The sequence below is a fragment of the Acinetobacter sp. 1542444 genome, assembly GCF_000581835.1.
GTDB classification, from domain to species: Bacteria; Pseudomonadota; Gammaproteobacteria; order Pseudomonadales; family Moraxellaceae; genus Acinetobacter; species Acinetobacter pittii.
In genome coordinates this window covers 26,765-48,358 of record NZ_JEYA01000001.1, presented here as the reverse complement: position 1 = coordinate 48,358, position 21,594 = coordinate 26,765, and the positions used below count along the sequence as shown (strand labels likewise).

Below are 21,594 nucleotides of genomic sequence, written 5' to 3'. Positions count from 1 at the left end.
GCAGCCTTTTTAAGGGGGCTCTATTTATTATTTATCCCCCTTCAAAACGACTCATCCAGCTTTAGATATAAGCCATCATAGATGAGCAGGCTTTGCAGTATTACGTTTATAAGAAAAATAAGAACATCCCGCACACGATGCCATAATAATTATTATTCCAATGATCTGAAAATGATTTAATCGTTCATCTAAAATCAGCCATCCAGCCAAAGCACTCACCGCGGGTGATGCACTCAATAAAATTCCAAAAACACGTGGATGCAGTTTTTTCATCGCAATCATATCTAATATGAAGGGAATCGCACTTGCTAGCATCGCCATGAGTAAACATGTCAAAAGAATCGTATAACTATCAAAAATATGGACAATGTGAGATGCCCCTAAAGGCGTTGCAAACAAAGCTGCTAAGAACATTCCAGTCGCAACAGAACTTCCACCACCTTTTGCAACTTTAGAGCCGTAAATAATATATAGACCCCAACCTACTGCCGCCACAAGCGCATACGTCATACCAATAAAGCTAAAGTTATGATTTGAATTGCCCATAGGCAAAAGAAGCAAACCAATCATAGATAATGCTCCCCAAAAATAATCTAATTTATTTTTAGACATTAAAATAGCAACCGTAAGCGGTCCCAACACTTCAATGGAAATCGCGATCCCAACAGACATATAAGAAAATGCTTTATAAATTAAAGTATTCATTAAAGTGAGGATGGCCCCATAAATAATGAGATTTTTCCAATTGGTCTGCCTGTTCCAGTCTCTCCAAGGTTTATAAACAATCCACAAGAAACATGCTGCTAAAGCAAGTCGAGTTAAGGTCACTCCTTCTGCACTCAGAACTGGAAAAAGGGCTTTTCCTATTGATGCACCTATTTGCACAGAAACTAAAGATAGAAATGCTGCGGCAAATGCCATGCCTTGCTTGGAGTTTGTCTCAATCATCATATTTACCGCTCTGGGAATGATTGAAATTTTAATTCTATATAATCAATATATTTCTTCTATTTACCTCAATAAAACGATTAAATAACTCTATATTTAAAGCTTAACGAGAGATTTACTCATGTCAGATATTTCTTTAGATAATTTTGACTACGCAATCTTAAGAATACTGCAAAAAGACAATAAGACTTCGCATCGAGAAATTTCTGAAAAAATTGGTCTATCCTCCGCTTCCGTTCAAAGACGTATATCTCGTATGGAAGAAAAAGAAATTATTTTAAAAAATTGCGCTATTTTAAATCCTCTTAAATTTGGAGAAAAAATTACGTCTATTATTGAGGTCCGCCTTAGCGAAGACCGCTCTGTAGTGATGGACAGAGCGAAGCAATACTTTGCTTCTGTTGAAGAAATTCAACAGTGTTACTTTGTGAATGGAGGCGTCTCTTTTATCATTATCATGCTGAGCAATAACTTATCTCATTTTGAAAGTTTGGTTAGAAAACATTTTGCTGATAATGAAGATGTAAAAACATATCGAACCTTAATTGTTTTAGACCGCGTGAAAGTAAACTTTGAGTTAAATATTTAAACTTTTCAATTTTGGCTTCTAAACGTTTTAATAGTCTTATAAAGCTTAAAAAAAGAGGCCGAAGCCTCTTTATTTTTATCTCACTCAAAATCAGTCATCAATCATGGCGAACTCTTGTTCAGGCGTACCTTTCACCAAATGGTGACGGCTGTATAACAAGTAGTAGAGTATAAATCCGACATAAATCAGCGCGGCCAATAACCAAACTTTTGGATTCACCATTAACCCTGCAACGACAGCAACAGCAGCAAGGATCAAGGCAATACAAGACGTCCACATTCCACCAGGCGTTTTATACGGACGTGGTAATTCAGGGCGAGACAAACGCAACTTGATATGTGAGAGCATCATTAACACATAAGAGATTGTTGCGCCGAATACTGCCATTAAAATGAGTAAATCACCCTCACCTGTTAAAGAAAGTAAGAAGCCAATAATACCCGGAATGATAATGGCCCAATACGGCGCTTTATTTTCATTGGTGAGCGATAAATTTTTTGGCAAATATCCCGCACGTGACAATGCAAAAATCTGACGCGAATATGCATAAATAATTGAGAAGAAACTTGCGACAAGCCCAGCAAGACCTACAAAGTTAACAAAGCTTGCCAACCATGTGTGCTGACCATATACCGCAATGAGTGCATCAACTAAAGGCGCTCCTGAATTTTTTAAAGCATTTGAACCCGCAGCGCCTGCACCTAAAAATAAAATTAAAAGTGCAAACGATGCCAATATCAACATTGAACCAATCAAACCTCGTGGCAATGAACGTACTGGATCTTTTGCTTCTTCGGCTGCTAGTGGCACCCCTTCAACTGCAAGAAAAAACCAGATGGCATAAGGTACTGCGGCCCATATCCCCATATAGCCAAACGGTAAAAAGTGACTTGCTCCTGCATGAGTGCTGACTGGAATATCAAATAAACGTGCACTGTCAAAATGTGGAAGCATCGCGACAATAAATACGACCAGTGCAATACAAGCAACGGCGGTAATTCCAAACATGATTTTAAGTGCTTCACCTGCACCTTTGAGATGAATACCCATAAAAACCAAATAGCAAATTAAATAAACGGCCCAGCCGCCAACTCCAAAGAGAGATTGGCAATATGAACCGATAAATACGGCAATGGCAGCAGGTGCAATTGCATATTCAATTAAAATCGCAGTCCCTGTGAGGTAGCCTCCAAAAGGACCAAATGCAACGCGGGCAAAACTATAACCACCGCCAGCAGTGGGCAACATTGTTGACATCTCAGACATTACAAAGCTCATGCAGAGATACATAAACGCGACGATGACTGTTGCAATAAAGAGTCCTCCCCAGCCACCTTGTGCCAGTCCAAAATTCCAACCCGCAAAGTCACCCGAAATGACGTAAGAGACGCCTAGCCCCACTAAAAGTAACCAACCTACTGCCCCCTTTTTCAACTGACGTTTTGCAAAATACTCTGCGTCCTGTTGTAGAGCACCTACATCTACGCTTAATTCAGACTCTTTCATTGTCGTATTGCCTTATCGACTAAATTTACACCACCAATAGTTGCGCAAAAGATATTCATAAAACTTGACAGCAAAACATCTCCCCGACCACTTGAAGTCAAGTTGATTCATTTTTTCTTTTATAAGATCGACGGCATCTCAACACAGAACGTGTTTAAAAATTAAATTGAGGAGATGGGTTATGTCTGTAGAACAAAATGAATTTTTAAGCCAAGTTCAATTACAAATACTGGCAGAACAAGCAATTAAGCAATATCCATCAGACTATCAAGGACAGGTCAAACTGCTATGTCAGTCTGAAAATGCAACCTTTCAGATTTCGACCGGATCTGCTCGATATGCACTTCGAATTCACCGTCCCAACTACCACAGCAAATTGGATATACAAAGTGAGCTTGAATGGTTAGATGCCTTAAATGCGAGTGGTATTCAAGTTCCTGTTGCAATTGCAGATCAATCTGGTGAGCGCGTCATCACTTTAAAACTATCGAATGATATTTATCGTTATGCGGTACTTTTCAACTGGGTTGAGGGCGATATGCCAACTGTTGAAGTTGACCCCACTGCATTTGAGCAACTAGGACAAATTACCGCAAAGCTGCACCTACATAGTAAGACATGGCAAGCGCCTGAAAACTTTCAACGTATTGTGTGGAACCATGAAACCATGATCGGTGCGGATGGACACTGGGGAAACTGGAAAAATGCACCTCATTTAAGACCTCAAGATCACGGCGTAATTGAAGAAGCGATTGCACAGATTTCGAAAGATTTAAATTTCTTTGGTAAAACCCAAGAACGCTATGGCCTGATTCATGCCGATTTGCGTTTAACCAATTTATTACTACAACAAGAACGTATCGGTGTGATCGATTTTGATGACTGCGGCATGAGCTGGTTTATGCATGATCTCGCCGCTGCAATTAGCTTCAATGAACATTATGCAAATGCGCCTCATTGGGTTGATTACTGGTTAAAAGGCTACGAGCGCGTAGGTCATATTCAGTCTGAAGAATATGAAATGATCCCAACTTTTATCATGCAACGCCGCATTCAAATGATGGCTTGGAATGGTTCTCACGCACAAACAGAAATGGCTCAAAGTCTTGGAGACCAGTGGTCCAATGAAACTGTACGTCTCTGTAAAAAATATTTAAACGGTCAAATGCCTGTCGGAATTTGAAAAGTGATTTAGATCGCTTTTCTTCATTTTCAATTTTTAGTTTTTAAATTTTATAGAATTTAAAGGAAGGGTTTATGCAAGCTACCCATCAACTGAGCAAAGTTGCCAAAGCACTATTACTCACCAGTAGTCTGGCAAGTATGATTGCTCTAAGCGCATGTAACTACACCCCTCTACAAAGTACATCTCCCGCAGTCGCTATTCCCAAAAAGGAATATATACAAAAAGGTCAATGGGACACTTTTAACTTTGACCAACTTAATCAATTAATTGCTAGCTATGGAAAAGATAGCTCAAACTATAATCCTGACAAGCGCCCGTATATTGTCACTGACTTTGACAATACCTCGGTATTTTTAGACATCGAAGAAGCAACTTTAATTTATCAGCTTGAACACTTAGCGTTTAATGTCACGCCAGAGCAGCTTAATCAGATTATTCGTAAAGGAATTAGCTCGCAAAATTTTGAAGCGGCCTACAATAACCAGCAAGGCCAAGCCGTCAATATTGATAAAATCGCCCCAGATATTATTGCCAGCTACTCATGGCTTTATCACCACTATAGCGGTCTAAAAGGTAAGCAAAGTCTCGATCAAATTAAACAAGATCCTCATTATCTCGATTTCATTACTAAAATGAGATATCTATATGCGGCAATTGGAGACACGTTTGATCATGAAGTTGCATATCCGTGGGTCACTTATTTATTTACTGGGCTTACCGAACAACAAGTCCGTAATTTGGTGAAAGCAACGGTGGCTTGGCAAATGCAGCAACCGATTGGACCCGTGACATGGACCTCTCCCGCTGCACTTTCGGGTCAAGCAGGCGTTGTGAAAACCACTTGGGAAAATGGTTTAAGACCATACCGTGAAATGCAAAATCTATTTAAGGCCTTTCAGGATAATGGCATTGATGTCTATGTCTGTTCGGCATCTTTTATTGATGTGATTAAGGAAATTATTTCTAATCCAGAGATTGGCTATAACATTAATGAAAAAAATGCCTACGCCATGGAGTTAGAACGAGATGCACAAAATCGAATTTTACCCGAGTTTCGTCATGGCTATGCGCAAACTCAAGGTAAAGGCAAAACTGCAACCATCCAGCGTTTTTTAGTCTCTAAATATGGTTACGGACCAATTTTTATCGCAGGTGACAGTGAAGGCGATCAAAATATGATGCAAGATTTTGCAACGACTCAGAAGGTTCTGATTATCAACCGATTGCGCAGCCCAAGCTCTGATATCGGCAAGTTTTCTCAGCAGGCTGTGCAAGGCTATGGTCAAGCCAATACTAAGTTCTTACTACAAGGTCGCGATGCCAATACAGGTCAATTTAGACCTTCAATGGCCAGTTTAAGTTATGGTGCGCAAACGGCAAAAACTACAAAAAATTAGTATTTCACTTATTTTCTCATGCCTACAATACATGTTGTATGCATGAGAAGCCTCCTAATTTCTTGTTTTAGTTCTGCCCTTTTTGCCTATCTCTAATGCATTTTCTGCCTTCTTTTAGTTCACTACCCAACCTTAAATACAATGATTGATGTCTTCTTAAAGAGTCAAATCTGAAACTTAAAACAGCAGCACATAAACCATTATTTTATAAATAGTTTTAACCAAACAAAATCATGGACGTAAGCAAAAACTGGTATGGCTTTTGCTTAATATAATAATAGTTAGGAATAAATATCATGAGACTTGACATGTTACATCTCAATCCAGCTCATCTTGTCGATTCAAATATGTGTAATCAAGGTGTATTGTCTGCAGCCGCCTCTGGATTAAGCGAGTTTATTAATCAAAAAGGTGCAGATGTTGATCGTGTTTTAGGAATTAGTGGTATTAATCCTGAACTTCTCATCAGTCCAACTTTGAGCTTACAACTACCCAATTATTGCAAGGTGTTAGAACAGGCGGCATTGGTTTCAGGTTGTGATAATTTTGGTCTGCATTATGGTCAACAGTTTCAACCCAAATCATTAGGACTCATTGGTTACATCGGTCTTTGCTCAAACACCTTAGAATCTGCACTCATGAACATGACCAATAACTTTTATTTGCATCAGAAAGATACCCTCAATCGGATGGTCGATTTAGGAGATAGCTGGCGCATAGATTATCAAGTCCAACACGGCGCGATTTTAACTCGCCGCCAAGATGCAGAACTCACCATGGGCATGTTTATGAATGTGATCCGTGAAGTAATGGGCCCTCATTATTCACCACGCGCGATTCACTTTGAACATACTCGACCTGAATTCTGGCAAGAACATAGCAAATTATTTAACGCGCCTGTTTATTTTGATCAACCATTTAACTCCATCATCATTTCAAAAAAAGACGTCCAGCATACTATGCCGGGGCGTGATTCTATTTTATTAACAGTGATTCTAGATACGTTGCACCTACTCAATCGCGCTTCACCAAGTCAATGTCTTGCTGATCAAGTTCGCTCTCACATCCAACTTGAACTCAGTGAAGGTGAACCAAATCTTGAAAAAATCGCTCATGATATTGGTTTAACCAGTTGCACCCTTCCCCGCCGTTTAAAAAATGAAGGATTGACCTTTACCCATTTAGTCGATCAGGTCCGTTGTGAGTTGGCCGAACATTATATTAAACAGAAAAATATTCCAATTTCAGAAATGGCATTCTTATTAGGTTACTCAGAAGTAAGTGCTTTATCTCGTGCATTTAAACGTTGGTTTGGTGTTACGCCACGTCAATTAAGACACTAAAACATTCCAAATACAGGCCTTGAATAAAGGCCTTTTTATTATTTAAGCAAATCGAGATAACTTCTAACGACACATAAGATATGAACAATAAAATACCCTTCAAATTAGATTTAACATCCAACTTGAAGGGTATTTTTTATAGAAGGTCTTACTTTAATTTTGTTAAGGCTTGATCTAAAGCACCGACTAACCAATCGATATCTTTTGTTTGGAAAGCCAAAGGTGGGCGCAGTTTTAATACGTTGCCATAAGGACCTGCAACTGAGGTTAAAACTCGATGAGTATTTCTGAGCTCTTCAATAAGGTTCAAAGCTAATGCTTTATTCGGCTCTTTAGTGGTTCTGTCTTTAACCAGTTCAAACCCTATAAATAAACCAGCGCCACGTACATCACCAACCACTTCATGTTTATCCATAAGTTTAGTGAGTTCTTTGAGAAGTAGCCCTCCCACATATTTACTATGGGTTTGCAATTCTTCTTCTTGAATCACTTTAAGTACAGCCTGTGCCGCCGCCATAGAAACAGGATTACCGCCAAAGGTATTAAAATATGGAATTTTATCGCTGAAAGCAGCAAGAACTTCACTCTTGGCTAAAAGCCCTGATACAGGAACACCGTTACCCATTGGTTTACCAGTGGTAATGACATCAGGCACAACGTTGTGACGGCCAAAACCCCAGAAAGAATCGCCAGTGCGCGCGAACCCCGGTTGTACTTCATCAGCAATAAAGATACCGCCATTGGCATGCACAACATCAACCGCTTTTTGTAAGAACCCAACAGGATTAGGCATGACCCCATCAGAAGAAAATATTGAGTCCGCTAAAAAACCTGCAAACTTAATACCTTTTGCGTTCATATCGTCAATTTGCTGTTGAATCTGCTGTGCGAACCATTCACCTAAATCATCAGTTTGAATCCGATAATAATCAGGTGCTGGAACTAAGCGAGTTGTATCATCTAAAGGTTGTTCAGTTCCCAGTGCTGGAGAGCATCCTGAGGTTAAACTACTGGTCCCATGATAGGCTTCTTGAGACACAATAATTCCTGTACCGCCGCTATATTCACGTGCGATACGAATCGCTAAATCATTGGCTTCCGAACCTGTACACATATACATGGCACGGTCAATTTCATCGGGAGTGGTTTGTAAGAGTTCTTCGGTATAATCCAAAATATTTTCATGTAAATAGCGGGTATGGGTATTAAGCATTTTCATTTGCTCATTTACCGCTTCAATCACCGCAGGATGACAATGACCAATGCTGGCAACATTGTTGTAAACATCCAGATATTGATGACCTGCTGCATCCCATAAATATTGCCCCTGTCCTTTCACCAGATGCACGGGATTACGATAAAACAAGCGATAGGATTCACCTAAAATTTTATTTCTTTTATCGGTCAGTTTGCGGGTAGCATGGTCCAGCTCAGCAGCATGTTCTGGACGAAAGCTATTGGTATCCATAATGGTTGAACGCGTACCCATGAATGACTCCTCTATTTATATTCAGCATACTTTTGTGCGAGACGATGACTGACGTAGGCAACTCATACGCTGATTCGAAATATTTCAGTATTTGATTGAAGTTACGCAAACCATATTGCTTAAGTATCTTGAAAAAAACTTGACCTCAGACCACTTAAGCCACAATTTGAAGTCAACTTATTGGTCTTATATTTCAGAGCTTCACTACTCTTTTTTTCAATAACTCAAATTTGTTACCATTACACATCTGGAGTGACTCCAATTCGCTTTATACTATGGATGCCAATTTTCAAAGTTCATCCAGTTGTGTTCTTTTCTTGAATGACATTCATTTTTAAAAGACTTGAAATTGGTTAGATGACCAAACGTAAAATATTACTGATTTTTTAAGGGTTTAATACGCATGAATAGCGCTGAAATCATGGCTGACTTATCTTCTCACACACCTATGATGCATCAGTCTTTTATAATTGTTTTACAATAATTTTTATTAAAAATAAATATAAAGGTACACTACTAGGTATACTTAATCTAATTTATCATTTTTTAACCACTTGAGTGAGATTTAAAATTTTAGTTAAAGGCTTACTTGAGGAATACTTAATTTTATCTTTTAAGACCGAATATAATTTTATAACTTGATGGTACTGATATTCTTTTATTATTATTTTAAAGTACTCGAGCCAATAAAATGGACAACATATGTCAAACCAATTTGATTCTGTCTCTATAACAAAAAAAGCAAATGTTCACTATGAAGGGCATTCTATTAGCCATGTCATTAAGCTTGATGACGGAACAAAAAAGACTCTTGGTGTAATTCTTCCAACAGATAAATATTTAACCTTCAAGACACATGTGCCGGAACGTATTGAGATAATTTCAGGAAAATGTCATGTTCAGATTGGCGATGAACCAGAAGCTAAAATTTATTCAAGTGGTGAGTCTTTTTATGTTCCTGAAAATAGCCACTTTAGAATTATAACAGATGAAGTAATTGATTATATCTGTCATTTGGGTTAACTAAATTAAAAATAAGTTACTTGCATAATAAAATATAATTTTCTAAGAATTCTAGATATATTTCAGTAAAAACTTGTCTAGTGAGTTCGACGGAAGCGGTGTCCGTCTAACATCAATCTTATACCATCCAAAACAATATTAAATAAATTTATTATTCAATAACTTAAAAACATAAAATTCCAACACAGTCTTGCTAAATCTAGCTCTTTCCAATATTCTTTGAGGGGTAGGTTGTGGGGTAGAACATATAGATGCCAAAGAAATCTAAAGAGCTTTCAGCACTCAGTGTATCAAAAATTAAAAAGACTGGGCGACATTCTGTAGGGGGTGTTGACGGCTTGTGCCTGAATGTCGAAGGCAATTCACGTGTCTGGATTTTACGTGCAGTAGTTGGTAAACGTCTTGATAAGGATGGGAAACTAAAACCTCATCGCCGTGATATTGGTCTTGGTCCCTATCCTGAAGTTTCTTTAGCTGAAGCACGAGCAAGAGCGACTGAATTAAGATTGCAAATACGAAATGGGATTGATCCTATCCGACACAAACAGGAACAACGCGAGGCTTTACTTCTTCAACAACAGCGTGAGAAGACTTTTCTTGAATGTGCAAAGATTGTAATTCAGAAGAAGACTCTAGAACTTAAAAATGAGAAACATATTGCACAATGGGCATCTACCTTAGAAACCTATATCTACCCTGTTATAGGTGATCGTGTAATCGGGTCTATCACTAAAGCAGATATTGTTACTGCACTTGAGCCCATATGGGTAGAAAGACATGAAACAGCAAAACGGGTTCGTGGTCGAATAGAAACCATTTTCGATTATGCTAAAGCTATGGAATATTTTGTCGGAGATAATCCCGCAGCATGGAAAGGTAACTTAGAGCCTATTCTTGGAAACTTAAAGAAAGAATCCAAACCTCATCCATCATTGCCATATATAGAAGTTGCTGGTTTCATTCATGACTTAAGACAAAAATCTGGAATTTCTCCCAAAGCATTAGAATTTGCAATATTAACAGCTTGTCGTTCAGGTGAAGTATTTGGTGCTTTATGGAAAGAAATCGACTTTAAAAATAAGATCTGGATTATTCCAAAAGAACGAATGAAAGCGGATAAAGAACATCGTGTTCCTTTATCTGGAGCAGCAATTAGATTACTTGAGCAACTTTATCAAGAAACTCATACTCAACCAGATGACTTTATTTTCCCTGCTCCACGTGGTGGTATGCTGTCAGATATGTCATTAACCACTTTAATTAAACGGATGCATGATAAAAAATTAAAAGAAGATGGTATTGGCTATATTGATCCTAAGCAAAATCGAGTGATCACAACACATGGATTCCGATCAACTTTCCGTGACTGGTCAGCTGATAGAACAGATTATCCTCGCGAAGTTTGTGAGCATGTATTAGCTCACAAGCTACCAGATGAAGTGGAAGCGGCTTATTTACGTGGAGCTTATCTTGAAAAGCGTAAGGGATTAATGGAAGATTGGGCTAATTTCTGTGATGCTTAACAGATTAAATAACATAATTTAAGACCTCTACCTAAGGAGGTAGAAGCCTGTTAGCATTAGGCGATAACCAATTTTAAAGCACTATTCAAATAGTGATATTCCATTTAAGAAAATTGATTATGGTTTAGTTAATAGAAATTTAAAAAGGACATATCAAATAAATGCTATGACCTTTGAAATTTAACCAATCTTTAAAATTGGTTTGAGTGTTATACCTTGCTGGCTATCGATTGCTGCTTGATTAATATCTTTAAAATCATAGAACTTGATCAGTTTATCAAATGGAAATTTACCCTGCTGATATAACGCAACCAGTTCTGGAATAAAGCGTTTAGCAACACTATTTCCTTCTACAACTCCCATGATTGATTTACCTCCAATCAATAAGTCATTTACATCAAAAGCTGCCGTTACCCCTAATGGTGGTGCACCAACAATTGCAATTTTGCCGAGAATACCAAGTGCATCAATGCCCTGTTTTACGATTTCGGGACGACCTGTAGACTCTAGTGCAAATTGAACACCACCTTGCGTAATTTCCTTAATTGCTTCAATGGGGTCTTGAACTTTACTATTAATAACATGTGTTGCCCCTAGTTCTTTTGCAAGAGTTAAACGGGACTCCACAATATCGATAGCAATGATCGTAGTTGCTCCACATACTTTTGCAGCAAGCAATGCACTTAATCCAACGGCACCTGCACCCCATGTCACAAAGCTGCTGGCAGCCCTAACACCTAATGCATTTATGACTGCACCTGCGCCTGTCTGTATTCCACAGCCCAATGGACCCAATAATTCTAGAGGCACATCTTGAGTGACTTTTACTGCATTATTTTCACGGCTGATCGCATAGGTTGCAAATGAAGATTGTCCAAAAAAATGGTCATGTACTTTATGATGATCGTGTGTACAAATTGCAGAATTCCCTTCGGGATCAGTGCCACCAAAGTTACGACCAAAAAAGTCCTGACAATATGCAGGATTCCCACTGCCACATTGCTCACAAATCCCACAATATCCATAACTAAGAACTACATGATCACCGATTGCTAAATCTTTCACATTTGGACCAATCGCTTCTACAATTCCCGACCCTTCATGTCCTAATACCGCTGGCAAAGGAACAGGATAATATTGATCTCTAACAATTAAATCGGTATGACACATACCTGTTGCTACGATTTTTACCAATACCTCATCATCTTGAGGTTCACGAATCTGAAGTTGCCTGAGTTCAAAATCTGCACCTTTGTTTTGGGTCACAGCTGCAGTAATCTCAGTAAAATTTGTCATATCCCAACATCCTGTATCAGATTATATTTTTATAAAACAAGCGTCTTATTCAAATTTCCTTTCGTTTGAACCAACAGCACCCTAGAAATAGGATGCTATAGATTCCAAATGAAATAACATCTAAAAACAAAATGTATCTAAGCTTAGCCAGATACCAAGTTTTATTTTTGCGCCGTAACCCAATGGGTGGTCGTATATTCTTCAACGATCCAGTGATCATTGAAACGGCCTAAACCTGAGTTTTTTTCACCGCCAAATGGGGCGTTAGGATGATCGGCAACCGAAATCTCATTAATATGAGACATACCTGCTTCAATCCCTAATGCAAATTTCACTCCACGTTCATGATTTGAAGTACACACCGCACTCGATAAACCAAATTCAGTGTCATTGGCAAGTTCAAGTGCATGAGCTTCATCACGTGCTTTTAAAATTGGCAGAACTGGACCAAAACTTTCTTCTTTCGCCACAGCAAAATCTGGTTCGACATTAACGAACACATGAGGTCCAATCAAATTGCCCTCAATTCCACCGTCAAAGAATAACGATGCGCCTTCATTTTGTGCCTGCTGAATAATACGGCGGATATTGTCAGTTTGCTGATTGTTAATAATTGGCCCAACTAGAGTCTCTTCATTGGCTGGATCACCAACTTTAATGTTTGCCAAAGCAGGACGTAATTTTTCTAGGTATTGATCATAAATCGTTTCATCAATGATGACGCGATTGGTACTCATACAAATTTGTCCTTGATGCAAAAAGCGTCCCATTACCGTTAAATTCACTGCAAGGTCTAAATCAGCATCGTCCAAAATTACTAATGGCGCATTGCCTCCAAGTTCTAAGCCAACACGTTTAATCCGTCTGGCAGACATAGCTTTTTCAGCTACTCGCTTGCCGATCTGTGTTGAACCAGTAAATGAAATAAACTTGCTTGTATCATGCTCAACCACATAGTCGCCAATTTCACTGCCTGCCCCGACAATTACATTCAACACACCCGCAGGTGCATTTGCCAATTCAAAAATTTTGGCAATAATCAACCCACCTGTCACAGGCGTATCACTTGCTGGTTTAAGAACAATAGTATTACCCAAAGCAATTGCAGGAATCACCGAGCGCATGCTCAAATGGAAAGGGAAATTCCAAGGACTTATGACTGTAATTACACCTAAAGCTTTATGGAATACTTGACTAACTTGTCCCTCATGGGCAGGTTTTAAATCAATTACCTCATTTACAGCATTCGCATATTTTAAAGATGCTTGAGAAATTTTAAGTGCCGCATCTACTTCAATATTCGCTTTGAGTCTTGAGCTTCCAGCTTCATTTATTAACCAATCTACAAGAGATTCACGATGTTGTGTAACCACCGCAATAATACGTTTAATCAATGCTTGACGTTCACTCACAGTGGATTTTTGCCATGATTTAAACGCTGATTGCGCAGCTTGATATGCTGCATCAACATCTTGTTGGCTTGCTCCTTGAATATCATCAATATGCTGATGAGTATAAGGATTGGTATTCGTTACAATTTTATTCGATGAACCTTTAATCCATTGCCCATTGATAAATTGTTGGTTAAAACTCTGCACTAAACTCATGATATATCCCTTTTTAAAGAAGCAATCCATCTACTTCATTGTTTAATTTCGTCTCATCTTATTTTTTAGTAAGAAATAAGATCAACTATGCTCTTTTATTACAATATTTTCTTCATATTTAGGTATAGCTTTATCCTAGTAAGGTAAACCTACATATTTCAGAATACTCATCGATTCCTTGTGTCGAATTACTTTGGAAGAACTTAAGTAAAATACTCGATAAATAGACGATATTAGATGTAGCTAGATTTAAACCTTTTGCACCTGTAGGCGATACGATATGTGTCACCTCTCCTGCCAGAAATGGTTTTCCATAACATTTTCTCCAAGCCATGGTCCATAAATTATTTTTTTTTATCGCCTTTAGATATAGTAAAACTACAGTAAAAACCGGTTCATGACATAAATGTCCGGATATCGGACAAAATAATTATTATATATTGGATATGGAAGGAGTAATAATCCAATAAATTTTACTTTGTCATGGAGTACCTAAATAGAAAAAGGACAGTGTTAGAAGAATAGAAAAATTATATACATAGACATTACAACTTCTAACTTTCAAAATGTTACTAAAATAAAGGCAATAGAGATTAAGAGAACACCACGACTATGTTTTGGATAAGTTTTGCTACTGCTGAGAACCAGTTTCACATTGTCATAGGGTTTATAAAGAAGGATAAAGGAAATCTACATATGGCCAGACACTCATTGATGAAACTAAACTATTGTAACTCGCCCAAGCTTAAAACTGCAGTCACTGAACATCTGTTTTTTGGTGATAATAAGCATGGGAATATATTGTTAAGAACATATCCCACCGCTTACAAATTTTGCCATGTATAACACGGCTAAACTTATCTCTTTATACCAACGTAACATTTGCAATCAAAGACGAAGTCAATAATATAATTTCATGTACTTATGTAGTTGAAATTTTTTAAAACTGAGGGAGGGGTATACGCATCTATAGCCCTCGTGAGCATCCCTAGCTAACCTATGTAATAACACTGAAGGAGGAAATCATTATTTAAGGTTTAGCATTACAAGTACATGTAGGATAAACTCACTTCCTTTATGTTTAATAATTTTTTTTAAAATTGACAAGCTCTAATGAGTTCTATTCATAGGACATTCCTCGAAATTTAATCATATAGAAGAAGCTTTTATAATCAGGACATAAAGCTCTTTTAAGTATTTAATTGTAAAAATAATTTTTATCCAAATAACTCCTATATTTAAAAAATATTTTCATATTATTAATAAATTTCAATAAATAGTTATCAATTAATATATATTTTACGGAATGAAAGTGGTGTACATCCTTCTTTTCTTTTAAAAAATTTCACAAAGTTAGTGGGTTCAGAAAAGCCAAGCTGATATCCAACTTGGGCAATACTTTTGGAGCTGTGTACAAGTAAACGCTTGGCTTCTAATACTAGACGATCATCTATTACTTGTTTTGCCGTGCGCCCTACAGTAAGAATACATGCTTTCGATATTGTACTTTCAGAAAAACCAAGTCGATTTGCATAGTCATTCACTTTCATACGTGCTGAAAAAAACTCATTAATTGATTTATTAAATATATGATAAATCTCTGTTTCACGTGCAGTTACGTGACTTCTATAAGGCTTCTTATGCCATTCATTGACCAATCGTAGAAGTAATGTCATAAGCTCATGTTGAATAATTGCAATTTCAATCTGGTTACTATTAAACTGAAATAAATCAATGTCAATTCTTAAAATATCTTGGATTATCACCTCAAAAAGGGTTTGATCAAGTTTAACCACTAGAGGCCATTCTAAACTTTCAAGGAATCGTACATCTCTTTCAATACTTGCAAGCGCAAAAGTTAATACCTCGCTTGAAATAAGAACTAATAATCCTTGAATATCCTCTAGCATATACCATTGTTGTATTTGCCCAGGTTTAATAAGTAATACGACCCCGGAATGAAGATTAAATTCAGTAAAGTCAACCAGATACTTGCTTGACCCTTGCTGAATGCATAGTATTTGATAAAAATCTAATCTTTGAGGCGTTGATAAAAACTCTGTAGTTACGCTAGTCCGAAGTTCATCTAAAGCTTTAACCTCTATTCCTACTTTAGCTAACTTAGGATTATAAAAATTAATTTCTCTTATAGGTAACTTTGTTCTAGCCATAAATATCCTCTGAAAAGTAACTTAACTATAAATCCTAAATATGACCATTATTAAAGTTAAAATCACCTTTTTTATTATTGTTAATAAATTCATAATTTTTATATGAAATTTACTATATAACTGGTTTATTTTTGTAAATTATCCATTGACTAACTACGAAACCCCATAAGTTTAAGGAATGCATCATGACACAAAAAACACCATATAAACAATATGTTGTGAATTTACTAAAATCAATTGAGACAGGTGATCCAACCTCTATAGCGATTATTAATCCTAATAAGTATATTCAACATAACTTAGCTGCAGCTGATGGTCTATTAGGTTTTAGTGCACTTTTAAAACAACTCCCCCAAGGGTCTGCCAAAGTTAATACAGTTCGAGTATTCCAAGATGGTGACTATGTTTTTACTCATTCTGAGTATAACTTCTTTGGTCCCAAAATCGGTTTTGACATTTTTCGATTTGAAAACGATCAAATAGTAGAGCACTGGGATAACTTACAAGAGAAACCAACCACATTAAATCCTAGTGGGCATACAATGTTGGATGGTCCTGTAATTTCTTCCGAACTCGATAAAACTGAAAGTAACAAACAACTTGTTTCTTCATTTGTTGACAATATTCTGATTAATGGTCGTATGGAGCAACTCACCAATTATTTTAATGGCGATCATTATATCCAGCATAATCCCAAAATTGCTGATGGCCTATCTGGTTTAGGGAACGCAATTGCAGCGATGGCTAAAGTTGGTGTCTCAATGAGATACGATCGCATACATAAAGTACTTGGTGAAGGTAACTTTATACTTGTAGTAAGTGAAGGTGATCTAGGAGGAGAGCATGTTTCTTTTTATGATCTATTCCGCGTAGAGCACAATAACATTGTTGAACACTGGGATACTATTGAGGTTATCCCTACTATTGATAACTGGAAAAATAATAACGGGAAATTTTAAATCTAAAATTTGCTTTAGGTTAGACCATTCTGTTATATTCTGAATGGTCTTTTATCTTTTCATATATAAATAAACACTAGAAATACAGTAAAATAATTTACATTTATTTGTAAATGTGAAGAATAAAATTTTTATAGTTTAAAATAACAAATGTAAATCAAAATAAATGAATGACTCTATTAATACAATATTCTTAATGCCCAGTTCCACCCTATTTTGTTTAATCCTGACCCCCTAACTATGCTGAGTTCAATCAATGATCTCACTGCCTAAATTATTATGAAGTAAAAAGTAAATATATATTTACAAATAGTTCTAATTCATTATTGTTAAATCCTATCAACTTCATAAAATTTTGGTACGTAAAAACCCTTACTTTATCAATAGAAATTTGCGTTGAGCGCAAAACAGCTTTTCAATTAATACTACTGACAATCCTTTATCAGATTTTTAAACTGCTTTAAATAATCGATCAAGATTATAAGTTTAGATACTGATGAGGATATAAATTAAATGGATCATAATGCTATAGCCGTAACCACTTATCGTGGAAATACAATTGAAAATACCCATATTGCAAACATTGTTGTAGTTGATGCTGAAAATGGAAGATTACTTTATAGTTTTGGTCATCCTTATCGCCATACTCTTGCACGCTCCGCTGCAAAACCCATTCAAGCTTTAGCAATAATGGAAACTGGAGCATTTGAAAAATTTGGTTTTGATAATGCAGACTTAGCACTTATATGCGCATCTCATAGCAGTGAAGATATACACATTAATCAAACGAAAGCAATGTTATCAAAAATACAGTGCCAAGAATCAGATATGTGTTGCGGTGGACATATTCCCTTATCGGAAGATGTTTATAAAAAATGGATTAAAAGTGATTTCATAGCTGGCCCGATTTGTAATAACTGTTCAGGTAAACATGTTGGTATGATAGGAGGAGCGTTGGCTTTAAATGCGCCTGTTAAAGATTATGATTGCTTGAGGCACCCAATGCAAATACATGTTAAACGTGTTATGGAAGAACTTATTAATTTACCTGCTAAAGATTTGGATTGGGCAATTGATGGATGTAACCTGCCTACACCAGCTTTCCTTTAGATCGCTTGGCATACATATATGCTCAATTAGCAGAATCAGCAGATATTTCAGAATCCTTTAAAAATAAATTAGAGCCACGACAAAAAGCACTTGCCCAAATTTATTTTGCCATGACAAACTTTCCTAAATTGGTTGCTGGTGAGGGGCGCTACTGTACCATTCTTATGGAAGCCTTTGAAGGACAAATCGTTGGGAAGCTAGGTGCCGATGCTTGTTATGGGATCGGTGTTAGAGCTTCTGAACAAACTAAAAAACTTGGAGCTAAAGGAGCAATCGGTATCTCAGTCAAGGTAGAGGATGGAAATTTAGATGTTTTATACATGATTGTTAGTGAAATTCTACAAGAACTTGATTTAGGATCAATAGATCAACGTAAGAAATTACATAGTTTTCATTATCCTTTAATGCTAAATACAAGAAATATTGAAATAGGCCGACCTGTTTTTTCTTTTAAGCTAAAAAAGCATTAAGATAAAGATATATTTAATAAAATGAATTTTATAAAGAATATGACTATAAATTCATAGTCATATTCTTTTGAATTAATACTGCGATGTCCTTATTTTCTTAATTTCATTCTCAGAAAGTTCACCTATATGACGCAAATTTTCTGCCAAAAAATTTATTAATACTCTTAATTTTGCAGAACTACGTCGATTAGCTAAATAAGCCATATAAATAAAATTTCCATTTAATTTATTTTCAATATGATACATAGGTAATACGGGTTCAAGTCGACCACTTATCAATAAATCTCTTACCAACCAGATTTCAAATTCACCGATCCCCAACCCTGAACAAGTCGCTTCTAATAATAACTCGGCATGATCAGACATTAGATTTCCTATAGGTAGAATACTGTGTTTTTGATCATCTTTTACTAAATGCCAACGCGGATCACCTTCAGGATGTATATATCTTAAACAATTATGTTTTACTAAATCATTAGGATGTACAGGCCTGCCAGACGATATAATAAGCCTTCATAATCAAAGCGCGTCTGTTCATTCAGCAGCTTCTCGACATACTGATGCACTGCCTTATCATTCAGTTTAGTGAAATGATCTGATACCGCTTCTTTCGATCGGGCATTCCATTGGCCTGCACTAAAGGTAATAAAATAGGCAAACAGATCAATCATGATCTGCATCTCAGCATCAATATTTACATTCGTTTGCTTGGTTGCTTGTTTACCCTGACAACGTTCATTTAAGAATGCCGCTAAAGCACGAATCGCAGCTTTATCGAGTTGACTAAAATTCAGCTCATCATGACCATTAATTAAAATGGAACTGGTGAGTATTCCAATATCAGCCTCAACTTGTTGAATGTGCTCAAACAGATAAGCCTGTTCATCTTCAAAGCTGGCTTTGTAGAATATTCCCTTTGCCGTGAGGCACATCCCAACCTTGGCACTACCAAATACCGTATCGTCAATCAGCATCAATACATCTTTGGGGCTCACACCATGAGGTAGATAAGTCATAGCACCTTGCAGTTTTTTATTGGGAATGGCTGGTGCAAAATAAATATTGTCACTAGCTTGCAGTAAGAGCGCCCACTGACTTTGCACGATTCGATCTGATATGCTCATCATCATGCCCCTAGAAGAACCAGCGTATAAATATAAAAGGCCAGACCAGCGCACGACCAAGTAAATAAGCACCAGAGTAATGTCCCGGATACTCCCAAATGCAATACAGCCAGTAGCCAATTACAATTGTGAAATAGAATGTAAAAAACGGATGTTTCATGATCAAAACTCCTAAATTGAGTTGCATAAGCCCTTCCCGTTGCCCAAACAGGCAACAGGAAATGAGTGCTTTAATGATTTGCTTAAGGCTTTAAATATCTAGTGTTAGAGTTTGTCTATGCATTGTTGACCTGACTGATACATCACACTGTCTAGGTCATTTGGGAGATAGCTCATACGCTCAATCTGGCGCATAACCTTGCGACCATAGTGTTCTTCAACCTTGTCATAGACACACGAACAATAGCTACGACTGCCACCCATGTTATAACAGCCCTGCTTGACGCCCTTTTCAAATTGGGAAGAACAACCATTTAGAATCAGAACACTGACTCCCACCACACCCATCAAAATTTTATTTTTCATCGTTATATCCAGTGATATGGTCATGCAACTTAGGCTTTTTTAGGCAACACGAAGCCTTGCCACGGTATAGCTCACATGACATTTTTATTAAGTTAAATTTTTAGACGAAAAAAGCTAAAGCTTGATAAACCAGAAGTTCATCAAACCCTATTAAAACTAGTCGGAAGGTGTAAAAAGAATATGCATAGCCAACTCCTTTATATTGAGAGTTCTGCCAAAGCATTAATTTAGAATTATGGTGGCAGAACGAGAAAGGGTTGACAGACTGGGTAAGACTCCAGCACACCATAGGTGTCCCTCTCCCGTCCTACCGCAACGGGAGGGAACGAGAGGTACACATAAAATTACTCCTCAGAAGGAATAATCTGATGCGGTCTTACACGATGGTCTGTCAAAACCATACTGGCAATGTGGCCAGCAGGCAAAGGATAATGTGCAATATTTAAGGTGTCAATCATCTATCGATTAAGTAATGCAAGGATTATTATTGTTTTTCATGAGATTAGTTATCTTTAAAAGCTATGCAGTACAAGCTATCCAATAAGTATTATTGGTATATCATTGTAATTGTTAATAAACAGACTCTTTATCAATAGTCAGCAAGTACTGATAAATACTAGGATTTATTGAAATGTCACTTATACTTGCAACATCTTTCTCATCTTGTGTAACTACATCAGAAAGAATTCAATTAGGTAATCGACATTAAAAGTGGTAATTCATGAAAATAGAGAATGATTCACCGAGCCCATCACCAGAACAACGCAAACCAGTTGGTCTTATCATCTGTTATCTTTTACTGGGTTTACCTGCTAGCCTGACTATCGGTAGTTTGATCGCTCAAGTTCTGACAATCAATGTATCCAATTTTGAAGGTGGTCGCGGTTATGCGTGGGTTTGGATACTGATGATTATCTCCCCTCTAACCTATCTCGCTTGTTTGATTGCTTTACCAATTCTTATAAAGAAATATATTAATGCTCTTTCTACTGTTGTAATCGTGTTTGGTATCTTAAGTCTCTTTAGCTTAAGTTTTTTAGCATCACTATAATATCATTACATGATTTTTTTTTATTTAAGGAAAAATGTGTGCTTCGGTTAAAATGTATAGGTGGACCACTATACGGACAGGTTTATTCACATCCCTACAACGAGTTTACTTTTAGAGATAAACAAACTGGTAGGCAAACAATTTACCGAAAACAAACTTTAGATTTCACTCCACCCCAAGATTTCTTTGTAGCAGAATCAATCTCTCCTACCTCAGCTTACTATCTTGCATTGCGGTTGATAAAATTATCATAATCAATTAGTAGTTTAGGGCTGAT

The 21,594-nt window shown here is 37.0% G+C and carries 18 protein-coding genes and 3 pseudogenes; 10 read left to right on the top strand and 11 right to left on the bottom strand.

Annotation, left to right across the window (positions count from 1 at the left end):
- Positions 1 to 75: 75 nt before the first annotated feature.
- Positions 76 to 951, bottom strand: a complete 876-nt coding sequence (locus tag J580_RS04740; RefSeq protein ID WP_032003246.1) for an EamA family transporter — start codon at positions 949 to 951, stop codon at positions 76 to 78.
- Between the two features lie 118 nt (positions 952 to 1,069).
- Between J580_RS04740 and J580_RS04735 the strand changes: the two genes are divergently transcribed.
- Entirely contained in the window at positions 1,070 to 1,537 is a 468-nt protein-coding gene (locus J580_RS04735; protein ID WP_002115807.1) for an Lrp/AsnC family transcriptional regulator, read from the top strand.
- A 90-nt stretch (positions 1,538 to 1,627) separates the two neighbouring features.
- On the opposite strand, the gene eat is transcribed toward J580_RS04735, so the two are convergent.
- The gene (gene eat / locus J580_RS04730) at positions 1,628 to 3,043 is read right to left on the bottom strand and encodes an ethanolamine permease (protein WP_032003245.1); all 1,416 of its coding nucleotides are present in this window, start codon (positions 3,041 to 3,043) and stop codon (positions 1,628 to 1,630) included.
- A gap of 181 nt (positions 3,044 to 3,224) precedes the next feature.
- On the opposite strand from eat, the gene J580_RS04725 reads away from it, so the two are divergent.
- From J580_RS04725 to J580_RS04715, 3 genes are all read left to right on the top strand, one after another.
- Positions 3,225 to 4,226, top strand: a complete 1,002-nt coding sequence (locus J580_RS04725; RefSeq protein ID WP_032003244.1) for a phosphotransferase enzyme family protein — start codon at positions 3,225 to 3,227, stop codon at positions 4,224 to 4,226.
- A gap of 74 nt (positions 4,227 to 4,300) precedes the next feature.
- Positions 4,301 to 5,626 (top strand): phosphoserine phosphatase, encoded by a 1,326-nt coding sequence (locus J580_RS04720; RefSeq protein WP_032003243.1) that lies wholly within the window; start codon positions 4,301 to 4,303, stop codon positions 5,624 to 5,626.
- A 308-nt stretch (positions 5,627 to 5,934) separates the two neighbouring features.
- A complete protein-coding gene (locus J580_RS04715; protein ID WP_032003242.1) occupies positions 5,935 to 6,969 on the top strand; it encodes an AraC family transcriptional regulator in 1,035 nt (344 codons plus the stop codon).
- Positions 6,970 to 7,117: 148 nt separating this feature from the next.
- Here J580_RS04715 and J580_RS04710 read toward each other — a convergent pair whose 3' ends face one another.
- Complete coding sequence (locus J580_RS04710; protein WP_032003241.1) at positions 7,118 to 8,458, bottom strand: aspartate aminotransferase family protein; 1,341 nt, start codon at positions 8,456 to 8,458, stop codon at positions 7,118 to 7,120.
- Between the two features lie 702 nt (positions 8,459 to 9,160).
- Here J580_RS04710 and J580_RS04705 point away from each other — a divergent pair.
- Together J580_RS04705 and J580_RS04700 are read left to right on the top strand one after the other, a co-directional pair.
- Positions 9,161 to 9,481 (top strand): pyrimidine/purine nucleoside phosphorylase, encoded by a 321-nt coding sequence (locus tag J580_RS04705; protein WP_032003240.1) that lies wholly within the window; start codon positions 9,161 to 9,163, stop codon positions 9,479 to 9,481.
- A 251-nt stretch (positions 9,482 to 9,732) separates the two neighbouring features.
- Positions 9,733 to 11,004 (top strand): tyrosine-type recombinase/integrase, encoded by a 1,272-nt coding sequence (locus J580_RS04700; protein WP_032003239.1) that lies wholly within the window; start codon positions 9,733 to 9,735, stop codon positions 11,002 to 11,004.
- A 180-nt stretch (positions 11,005 to 11,184) separates the two neighbouring features.
- Here J580_RS04700 and J580_RS04695 read toward each other — a convergent pair whose 3' ends face one another.
- The 4 genes and pseudogenes from J580_RS04695 to J580_RS04685 form a co-directional block, all read right to left on the bottom strand.
- Positions 11,185 to 12,300 carry an NAD(P)-dependent alcohol dehydrogenase gene (locus tag J580_RS04695; protein WP_032003238.1) on the bottom strand — a complete coding sequence of 372 codons (1,116 nt, stop codon included), beginning with the start codon at positions 12,298 to 12,300 and terminating at the stop codon, positions 11,185 to 11,187.
- A gap of 161 nt (positions 12,301 to 12,461) precedes the next feature.
- Positions 12,462 to 13,937: an aldehyde dehydrogenase family protein gene (locus tag J580_RS04690; RefSeq protein WP_081403538.1), complete on the bottom strand. Its 1,476-nt coding sequence runs from the start codon at positions 13,935 to 13,937 to the stop codon at positions 12,462 to 12,464.
- A gap of 121 nt (positions 13,938 to 14,058) precedes the next feature.
- A pseudogene (locus J580_RS22815) lies at positions 14,059 to 14,325 on the bottom strand (FAD-dependent monooxygenase); the annotation flags it as partial.
- Between the two features lie 865 nt (positions 14,326 to 15,190).
- On the bottom strand, positions 15,191 to 16,078 hold the full coding sequence (locus J580_RS04685; RefSeq protein ID WP_050675733.1) for a helix-turn-helix domain-containing protein: 888 nt from the start codon (positions 16,076 to 16,078) through the stop codon (positions 15,191 to 15,193).
- 185 nt (positions 16,079 to 16,263) lie between these two features.
- Between J580_RS04685 and J580_RS04680 the strand changes: the two genes are divergently transcribed.
- Together J580_RS04680 and J580_RS23950 are read left to right on the top strand one after the other, a co-directional pair.
- Positions 16,264 to 17,037 (top strand): hypothetical protein, encoded by a 774-nt coding sequence (locus tag J580_RS04680; RefSeq protein ID WP_171071967.1) that lies wholly within the window; start codon positions 16,264 to 16,266, stop codon positions 17,035 to 17,037.
- A gap of 513 nt (positions 17,038 to 17,550) precedes the next feature.
- Positions 17,551 to 18,617 (top strand): annotated as a pseudogene (locus tag J580_RS23950) (asparaginase).
- Between the two features lie 72 nt (positions 18,618 to 18,689).
- On the opposite strand, the gene J580_RS23625 reads toward J580_RS23950, so the two are convergent.
- The 4 genes and pseudogenes from J580_RS23625 to J580_RS04670 all read right to left on the bottom strand — a co-directional run bounded on the left by J580_RS23625 (position 18,690) and on the right by J580_RS04670 (position 20,266).
- Positions 18,690 to 19,061 (bottom strand): LysR substrate-binding domain-containing protein, encoded by a 372-nt coding sequence (locus J580_RS23625; RefSeq protein ID WP_236757814.1) that lies wholly within the window; start codon positions 19,059 to 19,061, stop codon positions 18,690 to 18,692.
- A 41-nt stretch (positions 19,062 to 19,102) separates the two neighbouring features.
- Positions 19,103 to 19,741, bottom strand: a pseudogene (locus J580_RS23620) (molecular chaperone DnaJ); the annotation flags it as partial.
- A gap of 10 nt (positions 19,742 to 19,751) precedes the next feature.
- The gene (locus tag J580_RS23615) at positions 19,752 to 19,901 is read right to left on the bottom strand and encodes a hypothetical protein (protein ID WP_002017940.1); all 150 of its coding nucleotides are present in this window, start codon (positions 19,899 to 19,901) and stop codon (positions 19,752 to 19,754) included.
- A gap of 104 nt (positions 19,902 to 20,005) precedes the next feature.
- On the bottom strand, positions 20,006 to 20,266 hold the full coding sequence (locus J580_RS04670; protein ID WP_017816559.1) for a hypothetical protein: 261 nt from the start codon (positions 20,264 to 20,266) through the stop codon (positions 20,006 to 20,008).
- Between the two features lie 721 nt (positions 20,267 to 20,987).
- Between J580_RS04670 and J580_RS0103810 the strand changes: the two genes are divergently transcribed.
- Together J580_RS0103810 and J580_RS23730 are read left to right on the top strand one after the other, a co-directional pair.
- Entirely contained in the window at positions 20,988 to 21,317 is a 330-nt protein-coding gene (locus tag J580_RS0103810; RefSeq protein WP_000687784.1) for a hypothetical protein, read from the top strand.
- Positions 21,318 to 21,355: 38 nt separating this feature from the next.
- Complete coding sequence (locus tag J580_RS23730; protein WP_081403536.1) at positions 21,356 to 21,571, top strand: hypothetical protein; 216 nt, start codon at positions 21,356 to 21,358, stop codon at positions 21,569 to 21,571.
- The last annotated feature ends 23 nt before the right edge of the window (positions 21,572 to 21,594 follow it).

Coding starts and splice junctions, on each gene's coding strand:
- J580_RS04695 (WP_032003238.1), bottom strand. CDS start 12,300: ATGACAAATTTTACTGAGATTACTGCAGCTGTGACCCAAAACAAAGGT.
- J580_RS04725 (WP_032003244.1), top strand. CDS start 3,225: ATGTCTGTAGAACAAAATGAATTTTTAAGCCAAGTTCAATTACAAATA.
- J580_RS04720 (WP_032003243.1), top strand. CDS start 4,301: ATGCAAGCTACCCATCAACTGAGCAAAGTTGCCAAAGCACTATTACTC.
- J580_RS04690 (WP_081403538.1), bottom strand. CDS start 13,937: ATGGATTGCTTCTTTAAAAAGGGATATATCATGAGTTTAGTGCAGAGT.
- eat (WP_032003245.1), bottom strand. CDS start 3,043: ATGAAAGAGTCTGAATTAAGCGTAGATGTAGGTGCTCTACAACAGGAC.
- J580_RS04670 (WP_017816559.1), bottom strand. CDS start 20,266: ATGAAAAATAAAATTTTGATGGGTGTGGTGGGAGTCAGTGTTCTGATT.
- J580_RS04705 (WP_032003240.1), top strand. CDS start 9,161: ATGTCAAACCAATTTGATTCTGTCTCTATAACAAAAAAAGCAAATGTT.
- J580_RS04685 (WP_050675733.1), bottom strand. CDS start 16,078: ATGGCTAGAACAAAGTTACCTATAAGAGAAATTAATTTTTATAATCCT.
- J580_RS23615 (WP_002017940.1), bottom strand. CDS start 19,901: ATGAAACATCCGTTTTTTACATTCTATTTCACAATTGTAATTGGCTAC.
- J580_RS04710 (WP_032003241.1), bottom strand. CDS start 8,458: ATGGGTACGCGTTCAACCATTATGGATACCAATAGCTTTCGTCCAGAA.
- J580_RS04700 (WP_032003239.1), top strand. CDS start 9,733: ATGCCAAAGAAATCTAAAGAGCTTTCAGCACTCAGTGTATCAAAAATT.
- J580_RS04735 (WP_002115807.1), top strand. CDS start 1,070: ATGTCAGATATTTCTTTAGATAATTTTGACTACGCAATCTTAAGAATA.
- J580_RS04715 (WP_032003242.1), top strand. CDS start 5,935: ATGTTACATCTCAATCCAGCTCATCTTGTCGATTCAAATATGTGTAAT.
- J580_RS04680 (WP_171071967.1), top strand. CDS start 16,264: ATGACACAAAAAACACCATATAAACAATATGTTGTGAATTTACTAAAA.
- J580_RS04740 (WP_032003246.1), bottom strand. CDS start 951: ATGATGATTGAGACAAACTCCAAGCAAGGCATGGCATTTGCCGCAGCA.
- J580_RS0103810 (WP_000687784.1), top strand. CDS start 20,988: ATGAAAATAGAGAATGATTCACCGAGCCCATCACCAGAACAACGCAAA.